Genomic DNA, 12,838 nt, shown 5'->3' with positions numbered 1-12,838 from the left:
CGCCCCTTTTCGACGCGACGCTTCGGCGTGCGGTTCCCATCGTGGCAGGCCGACGAGCCGCCTGACGGCGGTTCCGGCCTGGTCCTTGCAGGTGTAAACGCCGGCGCGCGGACTCCGGTCCTACTGCGGCGGCTGCGGCGGACCAGTCGGCGGCTGCGGCGGACCAGTCGGCGGCTGCGGCGGACCAGTCGGCGGCTGCGGCGGACCGGTCGGCGGCTGGGGCGGCTGGTGACCGTGGGGAGGGTTCTGGCCGTGCGGCGGCTGACCCGGGTACGGGCCGCCCTGCGGCGGCCGGCCCGGGAACTGCTGCTGACCCGGGAACTGCTGACCGGGATACGGCTGGCCGGGGTGCGGCTGACCCGGATAGGGCTGACCGGGGTGCGGCTGACCGGGATAGGGCTGGCCGGGGTGGGGCTGGCCGGGGTGACCCTGGTGGGGGTGAGGGGCCTGCTTGCTGCCGCTCTTCTTCACCAACACCACGATCCCCACGATGACGCCGATCACCACCACCGCGATGATCGCCATCTCGACGAAACCGATGCTGCCCATCCCCGGACCCCCGAACGACTCGTGTCAGTGCACCGAGGAAACCACACCCGCCAGCCGCTGTGCCGCGGACTCCGCCAGCTCGTGCGTGGCCGCCTCGACCATGACCCGCACCAGCTGCTCGGTACCCGACGGTCGCAGCAGCACTCGACCGGTCTCGCCCAGCTCGGCCGACACGGCGGCGACCGCCTCGTTGACCGCCGCGTCCTTCGCCACCGCCGCCTTGTCGCCGACGACCACGTTGATCAGCACCTGCGGCAGCCGGTGCATCACGCCCGCCAGCTCGGCCAGCGGCTTGCCGGTCTCCGCCATCCGCGCCATCAGGCGCAACGCGGTCAGCAGGCCGTCGCCGGTGGTGGCGTGCGCCGGGAGGATCACGTGCCCGGACTGCTCGCCGCCCAGCGCGAACCCGCCCGCGCGCAGCTCCTCCAGCACGTAGCGGTCGCCCACGGCGGTGGTCTTGAGGGCGATGCCGTGCTCGCGCATCGCCAGGTGCAGGCCGAGGTTGCTCATCACGGTGGCGACCAGCGTGTTGTCGGTCAGCTCGCCGGCTTCCTGCATGCCCAGCGCCAGCACCGCCATGACCTGGTCGCCGTCGAGGTCGTTGCCGTCGGCGTCGACCGCGACGCAGCGGTCCGCGTCACCGTCGTGGGCGATGCCCAGGTCGGCGCCGTGCTCGACCACCGCGGCGCGCAGCAGGCCGACGTGGTTGGAGCCGCAGCCGTCGTTGATGTTCAGCCCGTCGGGCGCGGTGTGGATCTCGACGACCTCGGCGCCCGCACGCCGGTAGGCGTCCGGTGCGGCCACGGACGCGGCGCCGTTCGCGCAGTCCACCACGACCTTCAGGCCGTCCAGGCGGTGCGGCGTCACCTTCAGCAGGTGCTGCACGTACTGGCCCTCGGCGTCCTCGATGTCGTGGACGCGGCCGATGCCCGCACCGGTCGGGCGGTGGTCCCGGTCACCCAGCTTCTGCTCGATCTCGTCCTCGACCGCGTCGGGGAGCTTGTGGCCGCCCGCGGCGAACAGCTTGAGGCCGTTGTCGGGCATCGGGTTGTGCGAGGCGGAGATCATCACGCCGACGTCCGCGCCCAGCGCCGACACCAGGTAGGCGACCGCCGGGGTGGGCAGCACGCCCGCCCGCAGCACGTCCGCGCCCGCCGATGTGAGGCCGGCCACCACGGCCGCCTCCAACATCTCGCCGCTGGCCCGCGGGTCGCGGCCGACCACCGCCACCGGGCGGTGCGAGCGGTCGTGCTCGGCCAGCACGCGTGCCGCCGACGCGGCGATGGACAGCGCGAGTTCCGGGGTCAGGTCCGCGTTGGCGAGACCGCGTACGCCGTCGGTGCCGAACAGCCGAGCCATGATCGCCGTGACCTCCATGTGCACACACAACCGGGGGAAAAGCACTGCGGGAGCAGCAGTTCGACGAAGAACTGACTGCTCCCGCAGGATGGTGCTCGCTCGACCTGGAAAGGTCAGCGCTTGCTGTACTGAGGCGCCTTGCGGGCCTTCTTCAGACCGTACTTCTTCCGCTCCTTGACCCGGGGGTCACGGGTGAGGAAGCCGGCCTTCTTGAGCACCGGGCGGTCCTCGGAGTCGACCGCGATCAACGCACGCGCGATCGCGAGGCGCAGCGCACCGGCCTGACCGGTGGTGCCGCCGCCACGCAGGGTCGCGATGACGTCGAACGTCTCCGGCTTCTCCGTCGTCACCAGGGGCTCACGGATGAGCTGCTGGTGCACCTTGTTCGGGAAGTAGTCGTCCATCGACTTCCCGTTCAGGGTGAACTTGCCGGTGCCGGGGAGGAGCCGCACGCGGACGATGGCCTGCTTGCGCCGGCCGACGGTCTGCGCGAGGTGGTGCGCACCCGCGTTGAGGGTGTGCCGCACGACGGGCGGTGCCTCGACCTCGGCGGTCTCGGCGTCGGTGCCCTCGGCCGCGGGGGCCTCGGCGACAGGCGCCTCCGCCTCGGTCGCCTCGACCTCGCCGCCGTCGGCCACCGGGGCGTCGGCCTCGGTGGTCTCGGCGTCGGTGGCCGGAGCCTCGGGGGCCTCGGCCTCGGTGGCGTCCGCCTCGACGGCGTCGAGCTCGGCCTCAGGGGTCGTCACGTCGATGTCCTCGGTCTGCTGCTCGGTCACTGGGCGACCTTCTTGATCTCGAACGGCTGCGGCTGCTGCGCAGCGTGCGGGTGGTTCGGGCCCGTGTAGACCTTGAGCTTGCCCGCGATCGCGCGGCCGAGGCGGTTCTTGGGCAGCATGCCCTTGATCGCCTTCTCGACCAGCCGGTCGGCGCGGGTGTCGAGCACCTCGCCGAACGAGCGCTGGCTCAGGCCGCCCGGAAAACCGGAGTGCCGGTACACGAACTCCTGATCACGCTTCTTGCCGGTCAACGCCACCTTGTCCGCGTTGATGACGATGACGAAGTCACCGGTGTCAACGTGTGGGGCGTAAGTCGGCTTGTGCTTGCCGCGCAGCAGCGTCGCGGCCTGGGTGGCGAGCCGACCGAGCACCACGTCCTGGGCGTCGATCACGTGCCAGGTTCGGGTCACCTCGCCGGGCTTCGGGCTGTACGTGCGCACGGGTCTACCTCGTCGTCACTTGCGTCTGGGGTCATTGCGGCGGCTGCTCAGGCCAGAGACCCCAGGTGGGCAGAGGACCAGAACACGAGGAACGCATAGAGCGCACCAGTTACCGCACAACAACGTAGGAAGATACCGGTTGGGGTGGACGCGGGTCAAAACGACCCCCCTCCCACCCCTCCCGACCCGGCTCGAACGCCCCTGGCGAACCGGGCCGGAACACGCCCGCGGGCCCCGGATCCTGCAGGATCCCGGGGCCCGCGATGGGTCGCGAGGCAGATCAGCCCCAGCGGCCCTCGTTCTTGCGCTCGGCGGCCTGGTAGGCCTCGGTCGCGGAGGCGACGGCGGAACCGATCTGGGCCAGCACCTGCTGGAGGCCGGCGGCGGCCTGGTCCCAACGGGTCTGCGCGTCCTGGTAGGCGGCCGAAGCGCCACCTTCCCACTGCGCGATGACGGGCTGGAGGCGGCTCTTGAGGTTGTCCAGCTCGGAATCCACCTTGCCGGCCTGGCCGGTGATGTCGCCCGCCGCGCTGCTCAGGGCGCTGAAATCGACCTTGATGTCCATGGTCTCCCCTTGGAAGTGAAGTCAGAAAAAGAGCGGAAAAAGGTGCTTGTTGGCAGAACGTTCAGACGAATGCGTCTGGTCACATGCCGAGACGGCTGGTGATGTTCGACATCTCCGCCGCCTGCTCCTCTTCCTGCGCGAGGTAGGTGGCCGCGCCCTGGTCCATCTGCTCGGCGATGTCCATGAGGGCCTTCTGCAGCTTGTCGGCGTCCTCGCGGAAGCGCTCCATCAGCTTCGCGAACGCCTCGGCCGCGCCACCCTTCCAGGCGGGCGCCAGACCGTCGATCGTGCTCCCGAGCTGGCCCAGGATGCCCTGGATGCCCTCGTTGGTGCTGACGATGTCCTTGGCGGCACCGATCAGTTCGGGATGTCCGGTGGAGTAACCAGCCATTGGGTGAGCCCCCTAGGTCGATGAGATCAGGCGTTCTTGCTTCGTACGCCTCTTACGACGCAGACCTTGCCATGACCGGTTCCACGCTGTCGCGACTTCTTGGGAAGTCGTTGCGGTTGTAAACGCAGGGGGTGGCAGATGGCCCTCAGTAGAGGATTCGCGCTTGCGAAAAGTCCTCGTCATCGCCCCTGTCGGGCGGCAGTTGCCCACTCGGACCCGCAACCGCGCGGGAACCGAGCACCGGGCGCGGCGGAACTGCATTTGCATTCGCGTCCGTTTGCTCTCGCGATTTCTCCGGTGTGAGCAGTTCCTCACCCGAAGGCAACTGCTCCACGGGCAGGCCGCGGTGGTGGCGGAAACCGGTGGCGACCCGCTGAACGTCCGGTGAAGTCGGCGCGTGCCGGTCCGGCTGGACCTGCCGGGCCTTCGCCTGGTCGGCCAGCTGCCGGTTCCGGTCGCGCTGGGCCGCGGCCTTCGCGCCCGCGGCGGCCGCCGCGCGCCGTCCTCTGGTCACGGCCGCGTCGAGGTCGGCGCGGAACCGGGCGAACGCCTCCGGAGTGCCGGTCATCACAGTCCCCACAAGGTCAGCTGGTCACGGTCAGCGTGCGGACGACCTGCTCGCACGCGGGGCGGACCCGGTCGCGCCCGTCCTGCGCGTACTGGCACCCGACGCTGACCTGGACGTCGTCCTGGAACAGCACGTACCAGTCGATGGTGGCCGAGTCCGTCGCTTCCCGGTAGTAAACGACATCCTTGGTGGCGAAGTCGGCGGAAGCGTCGAAGTCGGACACGTTGGCGCGCTGGTCGTACTGGCCGCGCAGCTCGGTCTCGGCGCGGGCCCGGTCCTCGGTGGCGTTGTAGTTGAGCAGCCGCTCCTCCACCGCGATGACGTCCAGGTTGGACTCCGGCGACTCGGGCTTGAGCAGCACCCTGCGGGCCTCGACCTGGCCGCCGGTCTGCTGCCACCCGGTCGGCGCGACGAAGCGGTAGTCGTACTGCGCGACGATCTTGCCCTCGGCCTCGCCGGACGTGGTGGTGGCGGACGTGGGGGGCGTGGTCGCCCCGCCCTTCGTGCCGCCGTTGCGGCTCAGCGCGTACGCCACGGAACCGCCGACGACGGCGACCACCGCGACGACGGCGACCACGAGCAGCGGCACGCGGCTGCGGCGCGGCGGTGGCGGCGCGGGCACGGGCGACGGGAAGAACGACGGCTGCGCGAAGCCGCCCGGTGGCGAGGGCGGCGGGGTGATCCGCCGGGTGATCTTGCGGGTCTGGTCGTCGGTGATCTTCCGGGTGACCTCGCCCTGCCCCGCCGGCAGCGCGCCGGTGCGCAACGGGTCCACGCTCACCGCCCGCAGCGCGCCCCGGGCCACCACGGTCTCCGGCTGGTCGATGCTCGTGGGCACCACGCCGGACTGCTCCAGCACCAGGCGCGCCACCAGCGGGATCCGGCTCGACCCGCCCACCAGGAACACCCCGGCGAGCCCGCGCGGGTCGAGCCCGGCGTCCCGCACCGCGGTCACCAGCAGCGCGGCGGCGCGGTTGAGCGGCGTGCTGATCAGCCGTTCCAGGTCGGTGCGGGTGACGTGGGCGTCGGGGAACGGCGGCGGCATCGGCACGTCGGTGTAGGCGTGCCGGGACAGCGTCTCCTTCGCGCCGCGCACGTCCTGGCGCAGCACCCGGCGCTTGCGGCGGTCGGACAGCTCCCGGCCCTCCACGAGCTGCCGCCACGCCTGCGGGTCGCCGGGCGAGACGAGCGAGCCGACGTGCTCCAGCAGCGCCTGGTCGACGTCCGCGCCGCCGAAGCCCGGGTCGCCCTTGGTGGCCAGCACGCGGAACGTGCCGCCCTGGCGGGCCACCACGCTGGCGTCGACCGTGCCGCCGCCGAGGTCGAGCACGGCCAGCGCCGCGCCGTCGGGGATGGCGTGGGTCGCCGAGTGGAACACCGCGGCCGCGACCGGCTCGGGCACCAGCCGGAGCTCCTGGCCGAGGCCGCGGGCGGCCTGGAGCAGCACCCTGGTGCGGATCGCGCCCCAGTCGGCCGGGTGGGTGAGCACGAGCAGGTCGATCCGCGCACCGCCCGCCACGTGCCGCGCCTCGTCGACGGCCCTGGTCAGCACGGCCCGCACGACGTCGACCACCGGCAGCACGCTGGCGCCGAGCAGCAGCTCGCCCTCGTCGACGCGGCGCTTGGGGTGCGGCTCGTAGCGGGACGGGTCCACCGCCGCCTGGCGTTCGGCCTCCTGCCCGACGAACAGGGTGCCGTCCGCCGCGGCGAACACCGCGGAGGGCACGATCGGCTGGCCGTCGACCACGACGACCTGCGGTTCCCGGCCGTGCAGTGACATGGCGACGCAGGTGCTGGACGTGCCGAAGTCCACCGCCACGTGCAAGCTCATCCGTCATCCCCTCGTCGGCCGGGGCGGGCCTGCATATGCATACCTCACGACACCGACGACTCGTCGGCTGGTCTTGAGATCGCCTCCCGCGCCCGGTCGAAGGCCGTCCGCATCCGCTCGACCGCCTCCGCCGCCCCGACGTCGCGGTACCGGCGCAGCGCGGGCTCCAGCACCCGCAGCGCCTCTCCCGGCCGGCCGAGCCCTAGCCACGCCTCGGCGATCGAGGCGACCGCGTCCGGCGCACCGATGCTCTCACCGATCTCGACGAAGATCCGGTAGGCGCGTTCGGCCAGGGGCAGCGCGTCGGCGGCGCGGCCGACGGTGAGCCGCACCCTGGCGGCCAGGCTCGACACGTACCCGACCGCGCGCATGTCGTCCACGCCCCGCAGCAGTTCGATGGCCCGGTCGGACGTCTCGACCGCGCGGTCGAGGTCGTCGTTGTCCATCGCGTACCGGGCGACCCGGTACAGCACGCCCACCGCGGGCAGCGGGTCCTCGAACGCGCGGGTCAGCTCCAGCGTCTCGGCGAAGTGGGGCAACGACTCGGCGTACCGGCCGGACGCGGCGAGCATCGAGGCGTACTCGCGCAGCACCGAGCAGTAGACGTTGTGCACACCGCTGCGCCTGGCCACCTCGGCCGCCCGACGGGCCAGGTCGATGTCGGGGGTCCCGCTGTGCAGGTAGCGGTAGTGGACGACCGCCGCCAGCGCGATGGCCTCGCCGGACAGGTCGCCGATCGCCCGGAAGCCCTCGGCGCACGCCGCGATGTCGCCCAGCAACGACTCGTCCAACGCCCGCTTCACCCGCTGGGTCGACCCGCCCAGCGCCATGCGCCACCGCAGCCTGTCCGCACCCGCCTCGGCCGCGGTGTCCCCGACCAACCGGTAGAGCTCGATCACCCGGTCGAGGGGGATGTAGACGTCGAGGTGCGTCATCGTCCGCTCGATGAGGGCCACGGCGAGCGCGACCCAACCGCGGTGGGCGGCGATCTCCACCGCCTGGGCCAGGTGGACCTGCTCGGCCAGGAACCAGCTCGTGCCGTCCGCGGTCAGCCGCGCCACCTCCGCGGCGGGCAGCAGCCGGGACGGCTCGATCGGGTCGGGCGGCAGCTCGTCCACCACGGACGGCAGGCGGTGCGACGCGGCGTCCGCCAAGGTCAGCAACGCCTCGACGTAGCAGCGCAGTGCCTCGTCGATGCACTCGACCTCCTCCGCGCGGGCCAGTTCGGCGGCGTAGACGGCGAGGATGTCGTGCAGCCGGTACCGCGGCTCGCCGGTCGCGTCGCGGCCGACGTCCTCCAGCAGGTTGGCCTCGACCAGCTGCTCGACCGCGTGCTCGGGGTCGTCGAGCCCGGTCAACCCGCGCGCCACCCAGGACGCCACGTCGGACGCGCCGAGCAGCCCCAGCCTGCGGAACGCCAGCGCCGCGTCCGGCGGCAACGCCTCGTAGCTCAGCTCCAGGCTGGCCCGGACCTCCATGTCGCTGGTGGCCAGCTCGTCCAGCCTGCGGCGCTCGTCGGCGAGCCGGACGGCCAGCTTCGCCAGCGGCAACGACTGCCGCGCGGCCAGCCGGGCGCCCACGATGCGCAGCGCCAGCGGCAGGCCGCCGCACGCCTCCACGATCGCCGCGGCGGCTTCCGCCTCGTCGGCGACCCGGCGTTCGCCGATCATCCGGGCCAGCAGGTCCAGGCCGGACGGCGCGGCCAGCGGCGGCACCCGCAGGCTCCGCACGCCGGGCAGGCCGCCGAGCTGGTGCCTGCTGCTGATCAGCACGGCGCTGCTCGCGGTGCCCGGCAGGAGGTGCCGCACCTGGTCCACGCCCGCGGCGTCGTCCAGCACCAGCAGCACGGCGCGGTCGGCGAGGTGGGACCGGAACGCGGCGGCGCGCGCCTCCAACCGGTCGGGCACCGCCGACGGGCTCACGCCGACCGCCGTCAGCAGCTCGGCCAGCACCTCGGCCGGGTCGCGCGGCGCGTTGCCCGCACCGTCGAGGCGGACGAACAGCTGGCCGTCCGGGAAGCTGGCACGCAGGGCGTGCGCGATCCGGATCGTCAGGGTGCTCTTGCCGGTGCCCGGCGCGCCGGTGATCGCGAGCACCGGCACGGCCGTCCCGGTCGGGTCCGCGGTGAGCAGCGCCGACGCTTCCGCGTAGAGGTCGTCGCGGCCGATGAAGTCCGCCGTGTCGGGCGGGAGCTGGCACAGGGCGGTCCACGGGGTGAGCGCGGGCGCGGGTTCGGCGTCACCGACCAGGACGGTGCGGTGCACCGCGCGCAGGTGCTCGCTCGGGTCTACGCCGAGCTCGTCGGCCAGCAGCTCGCGCACCGCGCGGAACGCGGCCAGCGCCTCGGCCTGCTGGTCGCTGCCGTGCAGGGCGAGCATCAACTGGCCCCAGAACCGCTCGCGCAGCGGGTGCGCCCTGGTCAACGAGCGCAGCTCGGGCACGAGGTCGCCGGCGCGGCCCGCCGCCAGGTCGGCCTCGATCCGGCGTTCCAGGACGACCAACCGCTCCTCCAGCAGTGGTTCGACCTCCTCCGCGTGCAGCACGTCCGACCGCACGTCCGACAGCGGCGCGCCCCGCCACAGCGCCAGCGCCTCCGCGTACTCGCGGTTCGCCGCGAGCTCGCGGAACCGGTGCAGGTCCAGCGAACCGGGTTCGACCTCGGCGACGTAGCCGTTGGTGGTCGTGCGGACCACGTTGGCGTCGCCCAGCGCCTGGCGCAACCTCCGGACCACCATCTGCAAGGTGGCCTTGACCCGGTCCGGGTTCGGCGCGCCGCCCTCCCACAGCCGGTCGACCAGCACGTCCACCGACACCGGCTGGTTGGCGTGCATCAGCAGGGTCGCCAGCAGCACCCGCGCCCGTCCGGCCGGGATCGGGACCTGCCCGTCGCCGTGCCACACCTCCAGCGGGCCGAGGACGTTGAACCGCAGCGCCGTCACGCCGACCGCCCGCCCCGGTGCCGCGGGACGTGCCGACGGCCACCGCGCCGACGGCCACCGTGCCGAGCCTGACGAAGGAGCGCTGGTGGCGTGGATCCAGTCGCCATTACCCCTCCCCCCGGACGTGTCAGTTTACGACTTTCGGCGCGGGCGCGACCGGGCGCGACCCGGCGGCCCCCGCTCGAACTGGGGCAGGTGTACCGGAATTCACCGTTTGGTGTCGCGCCGATTCCGCCCGGTGTCCGGCATCCGGGTGAGCCCGCCGTGAGCCGACTGTGAGGCGCTTCGCGCAGAGTGGACACGTTCACCGCCGCGACCCCCAGCGGGCGCGGGGCCGGAGGTCCGATCGAGGGGGGCGCCGGCCGGGTGCGAGGTGGGCCGTCGGGGGGCGGCTCACCGGTACTGCCCCACGCCGCGGTGACGACGGACCCGCGGGCGTCCTCAACTCCTCCCCGTTGAGGGCCCCGCGGTGTCGGTGCCGCACCCCTCGCAGTCGTCCAGCCACAACCGCACCACCCCGGCCAGGTCGCGCTCGTACTCGTCGTAGATCGCCAGCGCCTTCCGCCACGACTCCAAGGCTTCCGCACGGCGGTCCAGGCAGAGCAGCACGGTGCCCAACTCGTCGAACAGGTACGACTGCCCGAGCGGGTCCGCGAACGCCGTCAGCGCCGAGATCCCCTCGCGCAGAAACGACTCCGCCTCGGTGAACCGCCCCATCGCCCGGCACGCGGCCGCGGTGACGCTGGTGGTCCGGGCGGAGTGGTACTCGTCACCCTGGCCGTCGAAGAGCGCGCGCGCCCGGCGGCCGTGCTCCAGCGAGTCCTCGTACCGGTAGAGCCGGAGCAGGTTGTACGCGAGGTTGAAGTGCGCCGCCGCTTGGCGGTGGTGGTCGTCCTGGTCCCGCGCGACGGCCAGCCCGCGCGACAGGTGCTCGACGGCCTCCTCGTACCGGCCGATCCGGCTGTAGGCGCCGCCGAGGTTCGCCTCGATCACGCCCTCCAGCCGCCGGTCGCCGTCCCGCACCGCGATCGCGAGACCGCGCTCGTAGGCGTCCACCGCCGCGTCATGCCGGTTGACCTGCGAGTAGATCCAGGCGAGGTGGTTGACCGCGATGCCGCTCAGGTGGCTCAGGGACGTCTCGCGCACCGAGTCGTGGCCGGTCAGGAAGATCCGCACCAGGTCGTCACCCCTGGGTAGCAGATCCACGATCCACCACACCGCGTCGCTGATGCGCCAGGCCTGCTCGTGCCACCCGCGCTCGGCCGCGACCCTGGTCACGGCCGCCAGGTTGAGCAGCTCGTACCGGCCCCACTCACCCGGGTCGGCCACCGGGCCGATGTCGAACTCCGCCGCCTCGGCGGGCAGCGCGGCGCCGGCCCGCGGCCGGTAGGACGGCGTCCGCGCGGCGGCGGCCTCGGCCGCGCGGACGTACCACTCCACCAGGGCGCGCAGGGCGTCCGTGCGGTCGTCCTCGGCGTCCGACAACTCCCTGGAGTACGCCCGGAGCAGGTCGTGGAACTCGTACCGGCCGGGCGTGCGGGAGTCGAGCAGGTGGTCGGCGGTCAACCGCTCCAGCTGACGGCGCGCGGCCGGTCCGGGCACGCCCGCGAGCGCCGCGGCGGCAAGCACGCCGATGTCGGGACCGGGGTGCACCGACAGCAGCCGGAACATGCGCGCGACGTCCGGCGTCGACGCGCGGTAGGACCAGAAGAACACCGAGCGCACGTCGGTGTCGTCGCCGTCGTCGGCGCTGAGGTGGTCCAGCCGCGACCGCTCGTCGGCCAGCTCCGCCGCGAACGCGCCCATCGGCGTGCCCGGGAACCGGGCCACCCGCTCGGCGAAGACCCGCAACGCCAGCGGCAGCCCGGTGCACCGCTCGACGACCTGCCTGCCCGCCACCGGGTCGGCGCTCATCCGGTCACGGCCCAGCACCGACGACAGCAGCTCCGTCGACTCGGCCGGGGACAGCTGGCGCAGCGCGATCCGGCGCACGCCGTGGTGCGCGGTGAGCCTGCGCAGCTGGTTGCGGCTGGTCACCAGCACGGTGACGGTGGGCGTGCCGGGCAGCAGCGGCAGCACCTGGTCGCTGTCGGCCGCGTTGTCCAGCACGAGCAGCATCCGGCGGCCCGCCAGGGTGGCGCGCAGCAACGCGGTGCGCGCCTCCAGCCCGGACGGCACCTCCTCCGGCCGCACGCCCAGCGACACGAGCAACGCCTCGGCGGCGCTCGCCGGCTCCACCGGGCGTCCCCCGGCGTCGAACCCGCGCAGGTTCACGTGCAGGTCGCCGTCACCGAAGCGGTCGCGCCGCCGGCTCGCCCAGCTCGACGCCAACGCGGTCTTCCCCACACCGCCGATGCCGTGCAGCAGCACCACCGCGCCCGGCTCGCGCGCGGCTTCGTCCAGCGCGGCCAGTTCCCGTTCCCGGCCGACGAACAGCGACACCTCCGGCGGCACGTGGCGCAGCGCCTGGCGCGGAGGTGCGACCACCGGGCCGCCGGGCACGTCGTCGCGCAGGATCCGGTCGTACAGGTCGGTCAGCGTCGGACCCGGGTCCACGCCCAGCTCCTCGACCAGCATCGCGCGCACCGCGCGGAACGCCGCCAACGCCGCCGCCTGCTGGTCCGAGCGGTACAGCGCGAGCATCAGCTGACCCCAGAACCGCTCGCGCAACGGGTGCTGCCCGGTCAGCGTCCGCAGCTCGGCCACCAGCTCGCCCGCCCGCCCCGCGTCCAGGTCGGCGTCGATGCGGCGTTCGAGCACCACCAGGTGCTCCTCCAGCAGCGGCGCGACCTCCTCCCGGTGCAGGACGTCCGACCGGACGTCCGACAGCGGTGCGCCGCGCCACAGCTCCAGCGCCTCGGCGTAGTCCCCCGCGGCCGCCAGGTCGCGGAACCGGTGCAGGTCGAGCGCTCGCGGCGGCACGTCCGCCACGTACCCGCCGGTGGCGGTGCGCACCACGTTCGCCGGGCCGAGCGCCTGGCGCAGCCGGGTCACCACCATGTGCAGGGTCGCCCTGGTGCGGGCGGGGTTCAGCGATCCGTCGTCCCAGAGCCGGTCGGCCAGCAGGTCGACCGGCACCACGCGGCCGGCGCGCAGCAGCAGGCAGGCCAGCAGCACCCGCGCCTTGCCCGTCGGCAACGGGACCTGTTCGCCGCCGTGCCAGACCTCCAGGGGCCCGAGCACCTTGAACCCAGTCTCCACGCCACCCCCTTCAGTGCGGGGCGAAGCTTAAGGCAGGGCACCGACAACGCAGAGGTCAGCGGTGTCGCGCGAGGACCGTCCACTCGGGTGGGAAACATGGAAGGCCCCGCCGAAGCGGGGCCTTCCACGTCGTTCGCGTTGCGAGGTCGCGTCGGTCGTCCGTTGCTCATCCCGCGGCAATCACGCTTTTCGATTGTCGCGGGATCAGCGGCGGACGAC

The 12,838-nt window shown here is 73.1% G+C and carries 10 protein-coding genes; all 10 read right to left on the bottom strand.

What is annotated here, in order from left to right:
* Nucleotides 1–120: 120 nt before the first annotated feature.
* On the bottom strand, nt 121–549 hold the full coding sequence (locus AB0K14_RS34875; protein WP_360460311.1) for a hypothetical protein: 429 nt from the start codon (nt 547–549) through the stop codon (nt 121–123).
* Between the two features lie 24 nt (nt 550–573).
* Nucleotides 574–1,908: a phosphoglucosamine mutase gene (glmM, locus tag AB0K14_RS34870; RefSeq protein ID WP_360460309.1), complete on the bottom strand. Its 1,335-nt coding sequence runs from the start codon at nt 1,906–1,908 to the stop codon at nt 574–576.
* Between the two features lie 113 nt (nt 1,909–2,021).
* On the bottom strand, nt 2,022–2,546 hold the full coding sequence (gene rpsI, locus AB0K14_RS34865; RefSeq protein WP_360460356.1) for a 30S ribosomal protein S9: 525 nt from the start codon (nt 2,544–2,546) through the stop codon (nt 2,022–2,024).
* 134 nt (nt 2,547–2,680) lie between these two features.
* Nucleotides 2,681–3,124, bottom strand: a complete 444-nt coding sequence (gene rplM, locus AB0K14_RS34860; RefSeq protein WP_033436749.1) for a 50S ribosomal protein L13 — start codon at nt 3,122–3,124, stop codon at nt 2,681–2,683.
* A gap of 280 nt (nt 3,125–3,404) precedes the next feature.
* Nucleotides 3,405–3,689 (bottom strand): WXG100 family type VII secretion target, encoded by a 285-nt coding sequence (locus AB0K14_RS34855; protein ID WP_360460307.1) that lies wholly within the window; start codon nt 3,687–3,689, stop codon nt 3,405–3,407.
* A gap of 79 nt (nt 3,690–3,768) precedes the next feature.
* Complete coding sequence (locus AB0K14_RS34850) at nt 3,769–4,080, bottom strand: WXG100 family type VII secretion target (RefSeq protein WP_360460305.1); 312 nt, start codon at nt 4,078–4,080, stop codon at nt 3,769–3,771.
* A gap of 145 nt (nt 4,081–4,225) precedes the next feature.
* Nucleotides 4,226–4,648 (bottom strand): hypothetical protein, encoded by a 423-nt coding sequence (locus tag AB0K14_RS34845; RefSeq protein ID WP_360460303.1) that lies wholly within the window; start codon nt 4,646–4,648, stop codon nt 4,226–4,228.
* 16 nt (nt 4,649–4,664) lie between these two features.
* Entirely contained in the window at nt 4,665–6,479 is a 1,815-nt protein-coding gene (locus tag AB0K14_RS34840) for a type VII secretion-associated protein (RefSeq protein WP_360460301.1), read from the bottom strand.
* A gap of 44 nt (nt 6,480–6,523) precedes the next feature.
* Entirely contained in the window at nt 6,524–9,418 is a 2,895-nt protein-coding gene (locus AB0K14_RS34835) for a BTAD domain-containing putative transcriptional regulator (RefSeq protein WP_360460299.1), read from the bottom strand.
* Between the two features lie 441 nt (nt 9,419–9,859).
* Complete coding sequence (locus AB0K14_RS34830; protein WP_360460297.1) at nt 9,860–12,619, bottom strand: BTAD domain-containing putative transcriptional regulator; 2,760 nt, start codon at nt 12,617–12,619, stop codon at nt 9,860–9,862.
* Between the last annotated feature and the right edge of the window lie 219 nt (nt 12,620–12,838).

Source organism: Actinosynnema sp. NPDC050801 (genome assembly GCF_040673975.1).
Taxonomy (GTDB): Bacteria; Actinomycetota; Actinomycetes; order Mycobacteriales; family Pseudonocardiaceae; genus Actinosynnema.
Note: the sequence above shows the minus strand (reverse complement) of the source record. Positions and strands in the feature narration are given on the sequence as shown.

Coding starts and splice junctions, on each gene's coding strand:
- AB0K14_RS34855 (WP_360460307.1), bottom strand. CDS start 3,689: ATGGACATCAAGGTCGATTTCAGCGCCCTGAGCAGCGCGGCGGGCGAC.
- AB0K14_RS34840 (WP_360460301.1), bottom strand. CDS start 6,479: ATGAGCTTGCACGTGGCGGTGGACTTCGGCACGTCCAGCACCTGCGTC.
- AB0K14_RS34845 (WP_360460303.1), bottom strand. CDS start 4,648: ATGACCGGCACTCCGGAGGCGTTCGCCCGGTTCCGCGCCGACCTCGAC.
- AB0K14_RS34850 (WP_360460305.1), bottom strand. CDS start 4,080: ATGGCTGGTTACTCCACCGGACATCCCGAACTGATCGGTGCCGCCAAG.
- glmM (WP_360460309.1), bottom strand. CDS start 1,908: ATGGCTCGGCTGTTCGGCACCGACGGCGTACGCGGTCTCGCCAACGCG.
- AB0K14_RS34875 (WP_360460311.1), bottom strand. CDS start 549: ATGGGCAGCATCGGTTTCGTCGAGATGGCGATCATCGCGGTGGTGGTG.